Below are 17,217 nucleotides of genomic sequence, written 5' to 3' on the forward strand. Positions count from 1 at the left end.
GTTCTAAAATGAAACATTATGTCACGCAAATCTAAAAAAAAACAACGTTCTAAAAAAACAGCTCCAGCACCGGAACAGATGCTGCTGGACTACTTGGCACCTGATTGGCAAGCTAAGTACACTCTCTGCTTCCAATCGAACTTGCAGCCACTCACAACACAAATAATGCAGCGTGCTCAGTCAGATAGCCGCGTTGACAGTTTCAGTTTTGATAAAACGGTTAGTAACCGCATTCAGCAAAAATGTCGTATCTTACAGGAAGAACAACCGCTTTCTATTGAATGGAATGCGCTCTGCGACAGCGATTTTCCTGAAAGCAAATATGACGCGGCACTTTTACCGCTCTCGGAACAGTATTCCGACGAGTATGTGCGAGATTTGACATTCTCTGCCTTTCACTGCCTGCAAATTGGAGGCATTCTGACCATTGCATCGCCTCGCATCAAAGATTACGACTACCATAAATTTCTGAAGTCACTGTTCAGCAAAGTGACGAGAATCGTTTCCGACTTTGGAATCATCTATCAAGGCAAGAAACAGAAATCGCTCTCCAACAAAAAAGATTTTCTCGATGAAACAGTGATTCGAGATGGCGATCACCTGTTACATGCTTTTACGCAACCTGGTGTCTTCAGCCACCGTCGCCCCAATCAAAGTGCGCGTGCTTTGACTAACCTCATGGAACTTTCTGATAAGACAACTATCTTAAACGTTAATTGTGGTTCTGGCATTGTTGCGTTTGTTGCAGCAGCTCGTCATGAAACCGCAACCGTTCACGCCATTGACAGTAATGCACGCGCGGTGAAATGCACAGAGCAGGGGATAGCCAGGAATCATTTGTCTAACCTTCGTGTGGAATTACACAAAGAAGGAGAGGGGATCGTTCCAGAAACCTACGATTATGTTCTCGCGTGTAAATCCTATTTCACAAGTGAAGATCAGGGAGAGGCCTTCTTACAGATGAGTCTGCGTGCCTTGAAGCCAGGAGGGCTGTTACAGTTTTCTACCAAACAATATCAATGGTACGCCAATCGTTTGCTTGATCTATTCACCGATGTTGCAATCGACGGCTCTACACATCACTTCATGTTGAGCGCAAAAAAGCCAGTTCAAGCTACCTCAGATCTGTAATATTAATCATCGTCCAATCAAATTTTGAGATGAGAATCAGTTTCAGTGTGTCATCATTTTCTGATTTTCACTGATTTTATTATAATCTTTTCTCAAGAATCACTCGTTAACTACGAATCACGAATGGGGAAAAATCGATTTAACTAACTGAGATTCGAGAATTCCTCGCACAATTGCATCTGAACATAACAAGCACGGTTTTGATCTTTTCAGAAGGAGACTGTTATGTCATTATTCCTGTCTATTACGATCCTGGCTTTCGCGCCACAAATTCCCCATGAAAATGAGCAGCCACCTGCCCAGGCTGAAAAACCACAAATGACAACCAATTTTACAACTTTTGACCAACTGGCCGATTCACTCTCTTCCCGCGTTCAGACAGGCACTCTGCTATTCAGCAAAGGAGACTGTCTGGCAGTTCGCATTTACACAAAAAGTGCTTATACACATGTCGCGATGGTTGTGATCCGAAATGGCGAACCATTAGTTTACGACAGTATGAACGGAACAGGAGCCCGCTGCCTGACGCTGAAAAATTATTTGAATACTCAGCGTCCTGCTACGATTCATATCTTTCAACCAAAAACAAAATTCAATCCGTCCATGACAGCTGAATATGAACATTATCTGGATCAAAAATTGGGAACGCCTTATTCAATCAAACATCACTTGACCGGAAGCAGAGCTAAGGGAATCCATTGTGCGGAATACGCCATAGATGCATTATCTGCTTGCAATTTGATGAAAGCGAACGCCCCCGCCAAAGTCTCTCCGGCTTCTTTAGTCACGGGGATCGTTAAATCGGATCGCTATACTCCTTCGATCACTTTCGAGTTGAAAAGACCACCGCGCGTGTCAGAAAAATCGAGTAGCTGGTGCCATCAACTCTGGATTGATACCAAAAACTGTACTTCTGCCTGCTGTATTAAACTGCGGGGATGGGTCTTCTGCCAATAAGAATCTGTAGCTCTGCTTGCAGAAAGTTTACAACATCTTCTTCGAAATCAGGGAAAGATCGGTAAACACTGCTTGAAAGTGCAGGGATTGTTAGCGAAAATCTACGAAGAAACTTTTGCTCATGTGTGACTTATTTCGTAGACGAAAGCGCGATTATGTTGAAGCTCCTCCGTGATAAACAAGCAGTCTTGTTTGTGTCTTGTATTAAACAGTGCCTCTGCTATTCCCTGATTGTAGCGATTCTGCTATCAGTCACTCCGACCTCTGCACAGAAAGATACTAAGGAGCCACAGACTGTTTCAATTGAGCGCGAAGCAATCTCACTCAGACATCCTCGTGATTATTATGTTCCGTTGAATTTAAAACCGGTACGTTCACTCATAATATCTTCGCCGATCGATGGAGTTGTGCATGCAGTTGATGTCAAATCGGGAGAGAAACCAACATCGAAAGCAGTTTTAGTTCGTCTGGATTCTAGTATCCCGAAAGCCGAAGTCACGCGCGCAGAAGCAGCCCTGGAATTGGCCAAACAGGAACAAAAAAATACAACAGGCAAAGCTACGGCAATTGCCAAAGCCAAAGTGGAACTGGCCGAGGCAGAATTGAAAATCGCCAACATTCGATTAGAGCAAACCAATATCCGCGCGCCATTTCAAGGAGAGATCTTCCGAATCTTCGCCACTCCTGGTGCTTTCGTCAGAGCAGGGGAACCACTTCTGGAATTGGGGGATACCTCAAAACTCCAAGTTGAGATCCCATTGGAACGTGAACAGGCACAAAAAGGTTCCAGCATTAATCTCAATGTGGAAGAACAGGTAGCTCAAGCCACCGTTGATCAGATACTTCCGCTCTCCCCAAAATTTGAAAAGCTTAGAGATCTCGGGAATTCCATCACCTCGGCTGTGGTGATTTTGAATAATAATGGGAATCAGTTTCGGCCAGGCCAAGCTGTGAATGTGGCATTGATTCCACGCTATCCGATTGCGGAAATTCCCACCATTTCCGTCAAGAACACCCCTGAGGGAAAACGAACGATTCAGATTGTTCGTGAAAATGTGATCAGAGACCTGACTCCCCAAATTCTGGGTCAAATCGGCCCAGAACGGCTCTTTGTCTCAGCTGCTTTCAATAAAGATGATGAAATCATAGTCAGTACATCACAACCTCTACCGGATGGAACCGCAGTGCAACCCAAACTGACAGTCGGCAAGCCAGAGCCTACCCAGGGAAAAACGACAGGACGTTCTCCGTCAAAACGACCTGAAAAAAAGGTCAGCTTTTAGATTCCATTGTTCCGTTAGGGGCTCGACCTCGTTACACTATAAGCTGTGAGAAAATATTTCAGATCAATAATCTGAGTTCATAAGATTCACATCACATCTAAAAAACGAGTTCAGTTTATGATAGATCATTGTAGTCAATGGCAATGATCTCGAATAACAGTGCGTTGAGTCGTTCAAAAGCTAGAGGTTGCGCGATGGCAGAAACAACGGAAACAACAGAATCAGAAAATGTCGTCGATGAATATGAATTGGTCAATCTCATTGCCGATGGCACCACTACGCAAGTCTGGGAAGTAAAAGAACAGGGCGGAACGACCAGTTTTGCTATGAAACGACTCCTCCCAGAGCCTATGAAAAAACCGGAAGTCGTTGCCACGATGAAACTCGAGGCAAAAGTGGCTGGATCCCTGGATCATCCCAATCTGATCTTTCTTCATAAATTTGTGAAATCCAAAAAGCATATTTATTTGCTGATGGATTATTTTCGCGCGCCCAATCTGCGTTCTCAAATGTCCTCTGACCAACTCGGAGTCCAGACACGTCTGCGGAAGTTGATAGAATCAACAGCGATGGCACTCGGACACATGCACGAAAAAGGTTGGGTACACAAAGATATCAAACCGGAAAATATTCTGATCAGTAAAAGTTCGGAAGTCAAAGTCATCGATTTTGGCCTCGCCGTACCCGTTGCCAAAGGGATTGGTAAGCTGTTTGGAAAACCCAAAACCGTTCAGGGCACACGCTCTTACATAGCACCAGAAACAATTAAGAAACTCCCACTCGGTCCGGAAGCAGACGTTTATAGCCTGGGAATCACGATTTTCGAAATCCTCACTGGAAAAACTCCCTTTCATGGTGAAAATCCTAAAGAAGTTCTTCTAAAACATATTTCAGAACGCCCTGTACCTCCTTCGAGCATTAATCCGAATGTCTCACCCGAATTTGATGAATTCGTACTGAAGATGCTGGCTAAGAAACCTGCAGACCGATTTCAATCGATGGATGAAATCGTTTCTTCCATGAGGAATATGAAATTATTCAAAACAGAAATTTCAGAAGTCATCGCTCAGGAAAAAGCGCAAGCAGATAAAGAAGAAAAGGAATCGATGAAAGAAAAGCGACTGGACAGTCGCGCGGATGCCCGCTTATCAGAACTGGTTAAAGAAGATCCCAAACTGGCTGAGCAATTAATAGCCGAACGTAAAGCTAACGCCAAGCCGAAACAAAAGCCAGAACCTCCCAAAAAAGAAAAGAAACCCCAGCAACAACCGCCACCACCTCAGCCAATGCCGGGTGGATACCCGCCACAGTATCAGCAACCAATGTATCCACCCCAACCAATGCCCGGGTATCAGATGCCGCCGCAACCCATGCCGGGACAACCAATGCCAGGGCAACCTGTGATGCACCCACCACAGCAACAAGGACAACCTCTGCCTCCTGGAGCTTATCCTCCACCAGGTTATCCGCAGCAACCACAACAACCCTATCCTCAACTTCAACCACCACAACCTGGCATGCCACCACAGCAGGCTCCTGTCGCGCCGGCACCAACACAGCAGGCACCGCAGCCGCAACCACAGCAACCCCCGGCAGCGCAACAACCACCGGCTCAGCAACCTCAGGAGACCGCCGAGAGCAAGAAAAAAACCAAGAACGATGACGATCTTCCTTTTATGGATGAATTGCCAGACGTGATCTAAAAATATAAAATCTTGCATTAATCACTTGCAACTTGCAAAATACCTAGCATCTTTACATAAACACATTCTTTTTTTATACGTGGCCTAGCAAAACATGTCTGTCATTAATCAGCTTCCATTCGAACGTCCCATTTACGATCTGGAAGAACAGCTCAAAAAAATCGAACAGGAACCGGATCCTACCCCCAACACCAAAGATGCCATCCGCAATATGCGTCTGGAAATCACACGCATGAAACGCGAGATCTTCGCGAATCTCGATGCTTGGGATACCTGCAAAGTTGCCCGCCATCCTGAGCGCCCCCAAACTCTGGATTACCTCGAATTAGTCTTTGATGAATTCGTAGAATTACACGGCGATAGAGCCATGGGCGATGACCGCGCTATCCTGACCGGTTTTGCCAAACTCGACGGGCAAAAAGTCATGTTCGTCGGTCAACAAAAAGGTCGCACTTTAAAAGAACGTACCGAATGCTTTTATGGCTGTGCTCATCCGGAAGGCTATCGTAAGGCGCTTTCCAAAATGAAGATGGCGGAAAAGTTTGGCATTCCCATCATCTGCCTGATCGATACTCCGGGCGCGTATCCGGGTATCAAAGCGGAAGAACACGGACAAGCCTACAACATCGCAGTCAATCTCAGAGAAATGTCGCTTCTGAAAACCCCCATCATCTGTGTTGTGATTGGCGAAGGTGGCTCTGGAGGTGCATTGGGGATCGGCATCGGAGATCGTATTGCTGTCTTGCAATACGCGTATTACTCCGTGATTACTGCTGAAGGTTGTGCAGGTATCTTGTGGAAAGATGTCAAATTCGCCAAGGAAGCCGCCAACGCATTGAAGTTCACCAGTCAGAACTTGTTGGAAATGGGAGTCATCGATGAAGTGATCCCGGAACCACTGGGGGGAGCACATCGCGATCATCGTCAAATGGCAACTGCTTTGAAGGTTTCATTAGCAGCCAATCTGAAGGAGTTGAAGGAGCTACCCAGCGACCAATTAGTCGATCTCCGGTACGAGAAATTTCGTAAGATCGGCATGTTCAACGAAACAGGGGAAACCGAGTAATACCACTCCGGTTTCGAGCATACTCACTAGCCTGCAAGAAACAGTGACTTCACACCTCAATACTAGAAATAGCATCCTACCACGAACGTCCGATAATGTCCGTTATGTTAAATTCAATTTTCAAAAAGGCCTATTTTTATAGGGTTTTCAAATCTTCTCTCTGTTGCTCCCTAGGTCCCTGTATGCAACTTGATTTGCCTGTTTTGTGTTGCCCTTTTTCAGTCTGATACAACCACTTTTAAGACACTGATTTCTAGCGTCTTTGAATGTTTTTTAACCGGCTCTGCAGTGTTGAACTAAGTGAATCCAGTGAGACCTGCTGTAGCTCTAATTGACGCAAAACTCGCACGTCTAAAGGCGTGGTTACATCTGTCTTGGAATCGGGGTCTCCCCCAGTCAATAGCACATCTGCTCGCCAGTCTCTTAAGACTGCCATTACGACCTGATCTGGCAAGCCTGAGAGGCTTTCTTCAAACTCCTCGATGAGTGAATTCTGTGCCTCAGGATAGTCAGAATAGATCGCAGCAATATCCCGCAATAACACTGCCCGCTCAGGAGCCAATTTCTCTTCTTGATTTCTATTTGCGTCAAACAAAGGGCTACCTGATGTGGTTGATTCATCTGGTTGGCCATTTTGCCAGTTTTCAGCAACCCCTCTCAACACACCGGGGATCCGGGACGTGAGCTGCCTGGCAAACTCCTCACGGTCCTCAGGGGCAGTTGAATTGAAGGCTTCAATGATCTTATCTTCCAGCTCTTCGCGTAAATAGACGGGAATGCTCTTGAGAATCTCTTTTAATGAGGGTTCCTGATTCGTAGTTCGAACTTTAGAGCCATCTCCTTCCGATCCGCGAAAGAACGGATTAGGAAGATCGTTTGAACCAGGTGGAAACGGGTTTTGTTCGCCCTGATGCTTACGATCGTCGCCGAACAGTTCTTCATCGGGATTACGGTCACGAACGGGAACGTCGGGATGATTTAATTCGGCCAGATACGAATCAAGAACATCATGAAACCCTGCCGGCATGACAGGAGCCAGCTCGTCTAAGATAACCGCAGCTGCATAACCACTGTGAGAAGTCAAAACAGTGGCACGGGCTGATTCGGAAATCGTGATTACGAAAAAAGTCAGAAACAATGAGAAGATGATGCCTTTTGCTAGACCCAAAAGCGCTCCCAGATGACGATCAAACTCCTGGAACTTTAATGCATCAAGAGTTGATTTTAAACTTCGCGCCACTGTAAACGAAATAAATGAGAATACAATATAGATCACTAACATCGCGATCCAGCGATTCAATGGCGGTTTCACATTAATCATGGGAGCCAATTGTAAAGAAAGCGATTCTGCAAAAGCAAAACAAAGAACCAAAGCAGCAATCGCTGCCAATTGCCAGACCACTCCTTTGGAAGCCCCCTTCCAGATGGCGTAAAGCAGAATTCCAGCAATCAGTAAATCAAACCACATTTCGACATCCTGTCTAATTTGGATCTTCCGTAATCTATGGGCGGACGCTCCTCCCCTGCTAATACTCCCCCGATTTTTTTAAAATCAAGGGAAGGGGATTATAGGTAAAAATCACGGTCAGCGCAAAGACCAAATTTTGCCCTGTATTTCAGGAATCAAAGAAAAGACAAACCCTCTTTTGAAAAAATGACAGACCGGTTTTATCTGTTATTTTTTATCGTCTTCTGCATCTAGATAACGCTCGAAATAAAAGATCGCAAGTCTAGTTAAACAATAAACCAACCCTACGATCAGAGGCATAAATATGATAAGGATGAAAACTATGCCCAAGAAAGGGTTTCCAACTGGCCCTGTTTCAAAGATCCCATCGGTCCGCTCCCACTCTAAAACTGTGTCAAGATAATACATCAAATGCCCTGGAATTCCACAAATCAATACCACAGCACATATACTGCATACGAATGCAAGAACTCTTTGATAGGGATTCATGCCAGTCTATTCCGTCAATGATTTTTTAGTATCAATTGATTAAAACTGTTTCTTGCTATCTAACAGCAGGGTGATTGGCCCATCATTGACCAGTTCCACATCCATGTGTTCTTGAAAACGTCCTGTGGCAACTTCAATTCCATGGCCTTTCACTTCTGCGACAAAACTTTGATATAGCTCATCTGCCTGTTCGGGACGGGCGGCATTCACAAAACTGGGGCGACGTCCTTTGCGACAATCACCCAGTAAAGTAAATTGGCTCACGACCAGCATTTTCGCGTTAACATCAGATAATGCCAGATTCATTTTCCCGGCATCATCTTCAAAGACACGGAGTCCCACAGTTTTCTGTGCCAGGTAAATCACATCATCCTGTGTATCATCCTGTTCGACTCCGAGTAAAACCAAAAAGCCCTGTTCGATTTGCCCCGTGATCTCATTATTCACGGTCACACTCGCGCGGGAAACCCTCTGAACAACGGCTCTCAATTTGCCTCTCCTGATTGGTTCGTTTTCCTGATCATCACTCAGACTTTCATCCCACGTGAACAGGAAAAGGGTTCGAGCGGAAGATCAAGTTCCTGTTTACAAATCAATTGTCTGATCAGCCTGGCGGTAATCGGTGAAAGTTGTAATCCATCGCGATAATGCCCGGCAGCCATTAACAGATTATCGTAGCCTTCAACAAATCCGAGATATGGTAGCCCATCAACAGACTTGGGTCGTAAACCAGCCCAGGCACGTTCGAAAGTTGCCTCTTTCAAAGATGGAACAACAGACTGCGCAAATTGAATCAAACCGCCAACGCCTTCGGCGGTATTGTCTTTATTAAAGCCGACATTGCTTTCCGTCGAGCCGATCAGAATTTTTCCATCACTACGAGGCACCAGATATTGACTACCACATTCGATCACATTACGAAACGGTAGGCGATTCACCGACAGCAAAACAATCTGTCCCTGGACAGGAACCAGTTCGCAATTGATTCCAAGTTTACCAAGAACTTCAGAAGACCAGGCGCCCCCTGCAATCACAGTTTTCTCTGCACGATGAATTTCTGATGAAGTTCGGACGCCTGTGATTTTAGAATCACTCATTTCAAAACCGATGATCGGCATTCCGGAATTGAGTTGAACTCCTTGATTTGCACAAGCCAGGAGCAGCGCCTTTAAGTGTCGGGGATTTCGAACCTGGCTCATCTCAGGAAGATAAAATGCTTTCTTCACCTGCTCGCTTAAAAACGATGCGCGCTCCTGTAACATCATTTGATCGAATTCTTCAATCAACGCACCTGAGTCGCGCCATTCTGAAGTGAAGTCATCCCACGCGGCACTCTCATCACCAAATGAAATCTGCAAACCACCGCAATTGATGAAACCGTTGTCGATGCCCGATTCCTCTTTCAACCGGCTCGACCATTCGGACCATAACAGCTTACTGGCGGCACGCAGTTGAATACCGGGAGTCATCGCCGACTTGAGATCCGCAGGAGGCAACATACCCGCCCCTGCCCAAGATGCTTCTTTTCCCAGTTGCTGACGGTCAAAGATGGCAACAGACAGACCTTGATTTGCTAATTCATAAGCGACAGAAAGGCCAATCACCCCACCGCCAACAATATTCACATCCATCATAAGAATTATGTGCCCTGGTATCACTCAAAAACTCGGAGAACTCAAGGCGATTGATTATAGCGGACTGCTTACAGAATCAAAGGGTCGAGCAGAACTCTAATATCAAGAAACTAAACCCCTTCTCTCGTAAGTGCTCACCAGCAAACCAAATTTACTTTTTCACACGACCAGGACGTAGCGTGCGCGCATATGTTGCAGCCAGCGTTCGTAAATTGGACCCGTAGACTTTCGTGAGTGCAGCCGGAACAGCTGTGCCACTCTTGAGCTCACGCAAAAGCAACGCCATTTTGGGCAGTCCCCCACTTTTGATCAAAAACTCAACTAAAGTAAAGCCAACGGCCGATGTTTCCGCAGGAGAAAAGGTTCCCTCAGCAAACAGTTGCTCAGGACGAGTGACTTTGGGAGCCGCTTCGAGCGCCTGCTGCCTTAACGATTCAAAATAGGTTTGACTTGATGAACCATTGGAGGCAAGCAGCAATCCTAATCCGCTTGATACCCACATTGGTACGTCCCCTGCCCCTCGTTGAATCGCTGCATTGGTGAGTCCCGCAATAACATTAGTTTGTAAATCAGGAGCATCCGCAGAAGCTTCATCGCCTACGTCCTGCAGTACCAGATAGGCATCCAGATAAATTGGGGTTACTTTAGAGTGCCAGGTCACTGTTCTATCAATACGACGGTCTTCAATCGTCTGGTTAAATTCCGAATAGCCAAAACGATCTTTATACACAAAGACTGCCAGCTTCCCTTTCCAGAGTGGCTTCTGCTTATCGTTGAACATTTTTCTTAAGGCATCGGCCTGTGTTTCAGCCCATGCACTAATCTGCTTTAGTCGATCTGCACTGACGTTTCCATAAAAAATGAACTCATCGGTTTCTAATATTTCTGCTTTCTCTTTTGTAAGAGCACGCTTCCAAAGTGACTCAGCATTTTCACGTCGTAGATCGGCAAATTTTTCAGGCGAAAGTGTCGCTAATTCTGCCCTGCGCTTTTCATCTTCTGTCGGCACCATCGCTCGCAGTGCAGCCTTCGCATCTTTTCCGTCAAACCTGGCCCCTTCAGCAATCCAGGTTTTGAGATCTTGCGCATTTTTTCGTTTGAGCAATGCCTGCCCTTGTGGCATTTTAATTGGATCCTGTAAACCAACCAGATGCCAGAGGCGACTCTCATCTGGCTTACCAGGAACGATGACAGAACCACTTTCACCTCCACGTAGGATATCTTCAAATGTCACAACCGAAAATTCGCTCGCGGGATTATTACCACTATGACAACGCAAACAAAAATCCAACATCCAGGGTGCTACATCTTCCATAAAAGAAACTTTTTCGTTACCAGTCGCCATAACAACCTTGACTGGTTCTTTCTTTTTCTTCGTAGACGCCCCGATAGGATCGGTCTCTTTTTGTCCGTCAAAGCGTGCGCCTTCAGCAATCCAGCGTCCAATCAATTGAATCTGATTCAGCGCCAAGGGTGCTCCGTTCCGGGGCATACGTTGATTCCCGGTAGCAGTCAATTTGCGAATGATTAAACTGTTATTGGGATTACCGGGAATCAGCAAGACACCATTACGTCCTCCCTGCTTCATGCCGGCAAACGTATCCAGTTTCAGATTGGAACTAGCACGCTGAGCACCATGACAGTTCACACACCTTTCATTCAAGATAGGAGCAATCTGAGTCTCAAAGCTGATTCCCTGATTTCCTGCCACTTTTTTTCCGCCTCCCATCCCCTTCTCCAGAAGTTTGCGGCGCAATGCGATCAGTTTTTTAGTACTCACAAGAATCGGGTCTGTTTCGGCGAGCATGGCATCTGCGGCAAGTTGCTCCAATTTCTTTTCTTCCGCATCTGTCGCTTCTTTGGCTTCTTCATACTTTTTCTGTCGAATCAACGAAGAAACCTTACCCAGGTTCTTTTTAATTGATGCCAATTCTCTTCTCTGCGCAGATGTGAGCTTCGCGGCCTCTACACTCCCCGCTATTACCCCCAAACACAATAGCAAGACAAAGAGAATTCGTAATACGTTGACAGACTTAAATGACATAACTTGCCTCATCGCTTGCTTCTTGATTGATTACTTTAAAAAATAGCCCCCTGCCCCGCCCTATCACTACTTATTTTATTCAACTATAGGGTTTGAAAGCCGGGTGGAAAAACTACTTCTGGGGTCAGCTTAAAACTTAACAGATGCTTACTTGTAGCCATCCAGTATAATCAGCCCCGGGATCAGAAAAAAGATCTGAACACATCGAAACAGAAATCTAAACAGAGTGTACAATGCTTCCTTTTAACTCAACCTCCCCTATCTAGTCCCCGTTCGCCACTTTTTGACAATTGCCAGTAAGAAACCTCAGATTTTTCTGATGATGTTCCGAGACAAGCCTATCTCAGATTGTCTATAATAGAGGCAGCATAAGTACTTTTTCAATCACTTCTTGCAGAACCTCCGCTTTAAATTATGTCTCTGACAGCAGAATTATCACAAAAATCTGAGCACCTCCAACAAATTTTGTCGACAATGGATCGCATTGTTGTCGCCTTTTCTGCAGGCGTTGACAGTACAGTGGTCGCTCAGGGGGCTTTTTTAGCCCGTGGCGATCATGCATTAGCAGCCACTGCAGTCAGCCCGAGTCTGGCTCTGGGAGAAAAAGAAGAAGCGATCCGACTGGCAAAACTGATTGGCATCGAACACCGTCTGATTTCCACTTCGGAGTTTTCTATATCTGACTACCGAGCCAATGCCCCCAACCGTTGCTTTTTCTGCAAAACAGAACTGTATCAACTACTCACCCGTTCTGTAGCATGTAATGAATGGGAAACGGCAACACTTGTTAACGGTGCTAACCTTGATGATCAAGGGGACCACCGTCCGGGAATGCAAGCCGCTATGGACTTTCAAGTTCGCAGTCCTCTGATTGAAGCAGGTTTTACAAAGGTGGATGTCAGAAACTTAGCTCGTCACTGGGAACTCCCCATCTGGAATAAACCAGCACACCCCTGCCTTTCCAGCCGCATTGCTTATGGCGTGGAAGTGACAGAGGAACGCGTACAAAGAATCGACCAGGGAGAACAATATCTTCGTCGGCAATTTCAGATTGACGAACTACGTGTTCGTCTGGAGCCGAATGAATTGGCGCGCATTGAAGTTCCACTTCACCAAATACAAAAATTGACCACGCCCACAGCAGTCGAAGAGATTACACAGGAGTTTTTAGCATTAGGTTTTCACAATGTAACACTTGACTTGCAGGGATTTCGATCCGGTAGTCTCAATAGTTTTCTCTCCATTAATGACCTCCATATAGCCGCTCAAAAAAAATGAGTCTCTGAAGGGATTGCATCTTGGTCCCTCTCAGAACAGAATAAACCAAAGAAAATACAGCAATCATTTGATAAGGAATACCAACTGTGGATCCACATAGCGATACTTACATTGATCTTCGCAGTGATACCAAAACAAAACCGACACCCGAAATGCTGGAAGCGATGATGACCGCCGAGATAGGCGATGACATGAACGGTGAAGATCCGACCGTGAATCGTCTGGAATCGATGGTCTGTGAAATGCTGGGAATGGAAGCAGCTGTCTTTGCCTGCTCGGGTACACAGTCCAATCAAATGGGGCTCAGGTCACATTGTCTTCCAGGCGATGAATTGCTGATTCATGAACTGGGACACATCGCCATCTTTGAAGGAGGTGCACCTGCAGTTCTAAGTGGTATTAGTTGTCGTACACTGAGTGGCGAAAAGGGTATGTTGACTGTAGATACTTTGCAGGGGAAAATTCGCGCCGATGACCAGCACTTGTGTCGAACCCGGCTCCTCTGTGTGGAAAATACGACCAATGCCGGCGGTGGATATTATTACCCTCTCGGTCAACTCAATGAAATCTGCGATTGGGCACACGAAAATGGTTTAAAGACACATATGGATGGTGCCCGGGTCTTTAATGCCACAATCGCAGCGGGATACTCCATCAAAGAAGTCTGTGCTCCGCTCGATACCATTTCCATTTGTTTTTCGAAGAGTCTCGGCTGTCCAATGGGTTCTATTCTGGCTGGCTCGAAAGAAGAGATTGCCAAAGCACGACGATCCCGTAAAATTTTCGGCGGTGCTTTGAGACAAGCCGGAATCGTTGCTGCCGCTTGTGTCTACGCATTAGAAAACAACATTGACCGACTGCAAGAAGATCATGACAATGCCCGTTTCCTGGCAGAGCAACTGGCAACCATTGAAGGGATCTCCATTTCTCCTGAAGAGACCGAAACAAACCTGGTCTTTTTCGATATTCATCCGGAACTTGGCAACGCCATGCAACTTTCAAAAGCCTTGCACGAAATCGGGGTAGGCATTGGTGCAATGGGACATACTCGTCTTAGAGCCTGTACTCATATAGATATCAGTCGAGAGAAAATTGCTCAGGTTCCCGCTGCCATCAAAGAAGCACTCAATTCCGGCCTCAATCAATATCAAGGAGTGGCAACAGGTCCTTACGCCCGTGGATAATTAGAGAGGCCCTTGCTATAGCACGTCCAATTCAACCATAGCGGCTTCAAAGCGATGATACGAGACCCAAATAGTCCTGGAGACGCTAAAAGAAACATGCTTACATGATAAACTCTTAAAAAAGAAGCACTTAAAATAAAACCTTTAATATGTTTTGAGTTCAGTGCTTTCCCCCTCTCTATAATCCATAAAATCGTCACCAGCCACCGGGTCCCGGGTTGATCGGGCGATTTCTAGCCCTGAAATTAAACTTTCTACAATCTCTGCGTCGATGGAATAAAGGTTCAAACTCCCCTCAACGATTGAGGCCGTAAAGACATAGGACTATGTCTTACACTTAAGCCCAAATCTTGCTTTATATTCCATTGAGCTGGAGGATGTGCAGGAAGCCATTCTACATTCAATATTGATAACAAGCTGAAAACAGGTGTTCTTTTGCTCTATTAAGGTGCAAATTCACTTGAATTCAGTGAATTCAATGAAAGAAATGGCCATGACTGCAGACTACCAGTTGAATCGATCCCCCGTATTACGATATCATGAATCCCATGAAGTAAATAATGATCGGGAGAATTCGCTCCCGGCTGACACAGGATTCCGTGACAGGGGGAATGCCGCCATGGACGTTACCGGCACCAGTTCTATTTCCGGTTCTCTGCCAATCAATAAACCGGTTGAGCAGAATAACACCAACAACAAAGAAGCGCCCACCTCGAGACCGATCTCTTCACCAAAGGATGAATTAGAGATTTCTTCAGCGGGGCGTATGCTGGATGAAATGACGAACGACTCTGAAATGCGCGCAGAACGGTTGGCACAAATCAAGGCAGCTATTGATGATGGCACTTATGAGACCGATGAAAAGCTCGATGCAGCTTTGAATCGTCTTTTAAACCAAATCGACGAATCTGCGTAATAACGCAGTTGCCGAAAAAAGTAGAGAAATTGTTCAATTATTGAGTGAGAGATATCGGAACTCAATATAGAAAAACTGGAAACCACTATGTCTCCTATCGAGAACTTTAGAGAGTTTCTAGCCAGAAAAGGCATGCGATTTACTAAGGAACGTGAGTTGATCGTGGCTGAGGTCTTTTCATCTTGCGAATATTTTGATGCAGACCAGTTGGTAAAACGAATGGCGGACCAAAAGACCAGTCGCCGCGTCAGCCGTTCGACAGTCTATCGTACCCTAGGCTGGCTGATAGACGCCGGTCTGTTACGAAAGATGACAGATATGATTAACCGTGATCGTGATGTTTATAGTACGATTTCGAATAACCCACGTTTTCGACTATAAAAAAATTTAGAAGAGAAAGAGACAACAGTGCTTAATTTAGAAAGCCTGGAAATCGCTGTTTCTCCTACCGAGAAATTCAGAGAATATCTGGCTACAAAGGGTATGAGACTGACGCAGGAGCGTGAATTGATCGTGACTGAAGTCTTCTCATCTCACGAACATTTTGACGCAGACCAGTTAGTAGAACGGATGGCGGCTCAAAAAACGGGGCGACGCGTCAGCCGTTCCACAGTTTATCGCACATTAGGCTGGCTGGAAGAATCGGGTTTATTGCGAAAAGTTGCAAGGACCAATGATCGCGATGTCTATGAGCACGATTATGGCTACCCGCAACACGATCACTTTATCTGCAAAAGCTGTGGGGAATTGTTCGAATTTCAGAATTCTGACATCGCTGAAATTCTGGAGAAACTTGCAGAAAAAATTAATTTCCGTATGAACGAACACCGACTCGAAGTATATGGAATTTGTGAAGACTGCTCACGTCCAACTCAACGCCGCCATAAAAAGCTGGATCTGATCTAAATCTAAACTGCAAGATCCTTGGTCCCCAGTCGTCTGAGTATTTTCAACGACGCTTGACAGGAATCGCACGGTAAATCCGTAATAAGAGCAACATCACAATCAACGCTCCCACTGCGATACCAACTATCATAGCCAGGCCCGTTGCATCACCAAATAGCTTACGGATGGAAAGTTCTGGTGGTGCACCGGGTACTGTCGCTGGCCATTCGGCCAGCCAAATCCATTTCCAGCCCATGAGTACGATCAAAGTTGCCGCACATAGATAGGGACCATAAGGGAGATAAGTTTTCCCTGTTACCATACGGCTCAAAAACCCAATTAGTAATCCACACAAAGGTGCCAACGGTAAGATCAACAGGATTGGCTGCCACCCGACAAAACTGCCGATCATGGCCATTAGTGTCACATCTCCAAACCCCAAAGCTTCCTGGCCCAGTAAAACAGAAGAGATAAATCGCAAAGCCCATGTAAGCCCCCCTCCTACAATGAGCCCCGTTAAGCTCCAGACGAAACCATGCCAATGTGAGTGACCTTTGATCCACTCAGGAATGTAGGGACCAGATAAACCGGGAATCGCCTGGTTCCAGTCGACCCAAAAATGAATGATTTGAAGGTGCCCCGCGATAGTCGCTCCTAAGACACCAACAACCATTCCGGTTACTGTAATTTGATCGGGAATTAAATATTCTCGAAAATCGATACTGGTTGCGGCTACAAGCAAGGTCAACAGTACATAATGATAGAGCATTCTCCACTCTAGCATCGCTGCAGAAGGAGCTACGGAGGGTACTTCCAGACAACGTTGCTGCACAGCCATGAAATAATAAAACGCAAATAATCCTCCCGTTCCCAGTTCCAGTAGTATTTCCGAACGAGGGATGTAAGTGGAACATTTTCGGCAACGGTTCCGAAAAGGAATCCAGCGAACAATGGGGACCAGTTTCCAACGGGAAATGAGAATTCCACACTTTTGACAACGAAAGAATGGCTGAGCTTCTGGGCTCAGAGACATTCTGCGAACCCAGATATTCACGCCAAACCCTACCACGGTTCCCAATAAAAATAAGATCCCCGCCATGACCAACGGTAATTGATCCTGAGGTATACTAATCAATTGTTCCGAGATAAATTGAGCCATATCTTAAACAAACCTGAACA

At 45.7% G+C, this 17,217-nt stretch carries 15 protein-coding genes; 10 read left to right on the forward strand and 5 right to left on the reverse strand.

Annotated features, from left to right (window positions below; genetic code table 11):
* Positions 1-18: 18 nt before the first annotated feature.
* The 5 genes from V144x_RS18110 (at position 19) to V144x_RS18130 (ending at position 6,140) form a co-directional block, all read left to right on the forward strand.
* Positions 19-1,131 (forward strand): methyltransferase, encoded by a 1,113-nt coding sequence (locus V144x_RS18110; protein WP_144986790.1) that lies wholly within the window; start codon positions 19-21, stop codon positions 1,129-1,131.
* Between the two features lie 225 nt (positions 1,132-1,356).
* A complete protein-coding gene (locus V144x_RS18115; RefSeq protein WP_144986792.1) occupies positions 1,357-2,088 on the forward strand; it encodes a YiiX/YebB-like N1pC/P60 family cysteine hydrolase in 732 nt (243 codons plus the stop codon).
* A 155-nt stretch (positions 2,089-2,243) separates the two neighbouring features.
* The gene (locus tag V144x_RS18120) at positions 2,244-3,371 is read left to right on the forward strand and encodes an efflux RND transporter periplasmic adaptor subunit (RefSeq protein ID WP_144986794.1); all 1,128 of its coding nucleotides are present in this window, start codon (positions 2,244-2,246) and stop codon (positions 3,369-3,371) included.
* 194 nt (positions 3,372-3,565) lie between these two features.
* Positions 3,566-5,074: a serine/threonine protein kinase gene (locus V144x_RS18125; RefSeq protein WP_197998499.1), complete on the forward strand. Its 1,509-nt coding sequence runs from the start codon at positions 3,566-3,568 to the stop codon at positions 5,072-5,074.
* A 94-nt stretch (positions 5,075-5,168) separates the two neighbouring features.
* The gene (locus tag V144x_RS18130; protein ID WP_144986798.1) at positions 5,169-6,140 is read left to right on the forward strand and encodes an acetyl-CoA carboxylase carboxyltransferase subunit alpha; all 972 of its coding nucleotides are present in this window, start codon (positions 5,169-5,171) and stop codon (positions 6,138-6,140) included.
* 253 nt (positions 6,141-6,393) lie between these two features.
* Here the strand turns inward: V144x_RS18130 and V144x_RS18135 are convergent, their stop codons facing one another.
* The 4 genes from V144x_RS18135 to V144x_RS18150 all read right to left on the reverse strand — a co-directional run bounded on the left by V144x_RS18135 (position 6,394) and on the right by V144x_RS18150 (position 11,775).
* Positions 6,394-7,608: a CvpA family protein gene (locus V144x_RS18135; protein ID WP_144986800.1), complete on the reverse strand. Its 1,215-nt coding sequence runs from the start codon at positions 7,606-7,608 to the stop codon at positions 6,394-6,396.
* A gap of 528 nt (positions 7,609-8,136) precedes the next feature.
* Complete coding sequence (dtd, locus tag V144x_RS18140) at positions 8,137-8,586, reverse strand: D-aminoacyl-tRNA deacylase (RefSeq protein ID WP_144986802.1); 450 nt, start codon at positions 8,584-8,586, stop codon at positions 8,137-8,139.
* A gap of 38 nt (positions 8,587-8,624) precedes the next feature.
* Positions 8,625-9,731, reverse strand: coding sequence for a glycine oxidase ThiO (thiO, locus tag V144x_RS18145; protein ID WP_144986804.1), 1,107 nt, complete (start codon positions 9,729-9,731; stop codon positions 8,625-8,627).
* Positions 9,732-9,882: 151 nt separating this feature from the next.
* Positions 9,883-11,775, reverse strand: a complete 1,893-nt coding sequence (locus tag V144x_RS18150; RefSeq protein WP_197998500.1) for a c-type cytochrome domain-containing protein — start codon at positions 11,773-11,775, stop codon at positions 9,883-9,885.
* Between the two features lie 414 nt (positions 11,776-12,189).
* Here V144x_RS18150 and larE point away from each other — a divergent pair, with 414 nt between their 5' ends.
* The 5 genes from larE to V144x_RS18175 all read left to right on the forward strand — a co-directional run bounded on the left by larE (position 12,190) and on the right by V144x_RS18175 (position 16,059).
* A complete protein-coding gene (gene larE / locus V144x_RS18155) occupies positions 12,190-13,053 on the forward strand; it encodes an ATP-dependent sacrificial sulfur transferase LarE (protein ID WP_144986808.1) in 864 nt (287 codons plus the stop codon).
* 86 nt (positions 13,054-13,139) lie between these two features.
* Positions 13,140-14,237 (forward strand): threonine aldolase family protein, encoded by a 1,098-nt coding sequence (locus V144x_RS18160; protein ID WP_144986810.1) that lies wholly within the window; start codon positions 13,140-13,142, stop codon positions 14,235-14,237.
* Positions 14,238-14,706: 469 nt separating this feature from the next.
* Positions 14,707-15,153, forward strand: a complete 447-nt coding sequence (locus V144x_RS18165) for a flagellar biosynthesis anti-sigma factor FlgM (protein WP_232102844.1) — start codon at positions 14,707-14,709, stop codon at positions 15,151-15,153.
* 87 nt (positions 15,154-15,240) lie between these two features.
* Positions 15,241-15,534 (forward strand): Fur family transcriptional regulator, encoded by a 294-nt coding sequence (locus V144x_RS18170; protein WP_144986814.1) that lies wholly within the window; start codon positions 15,241-15,243, stop codon positions 15,532-15,534.
* Between the two features lie 27 nt (positions 15,535-15,561).
* The gene (locus V144x_RS18175) at positions 15,562-16,059 is read left to right on the forward strand and encodes a Fur family transcriptional regulator (RefSeq protein WP_144986816.1); all 498 of its coding nucleotides are present in this window, start codon (positions 15,562-15,564) and stop codon (positions 16,057-16,059) included.
* 43 nt (positions 16,060-16,102) lie between these two features.
* Here V144x_RS18175 and V144x_RS18180 read toward each other — a convergent pair whose 3' ends face one another.
* On the reverse strand, positions 16,103-17,197 hold the full coding sequence (locus tag V144x_RS18180; protein ID WP_232102570.1) for a prepilin peptidase: 1,095 nt from the start codon (positions 17,195-17,197) through the stop codon (positions 16,103-16,105).
* Positions 17,198-17,217 lie beyond the last annotated feature (20 nt).

The organism is Gimesia aquarii, assembly GCF_007748195.1.
Lineage (GTDB): Bacteria > Planctomycetota > Planctomycetia > Planctomycetales > Planctomycetaceae > Gimesia > Gimesia aquarii.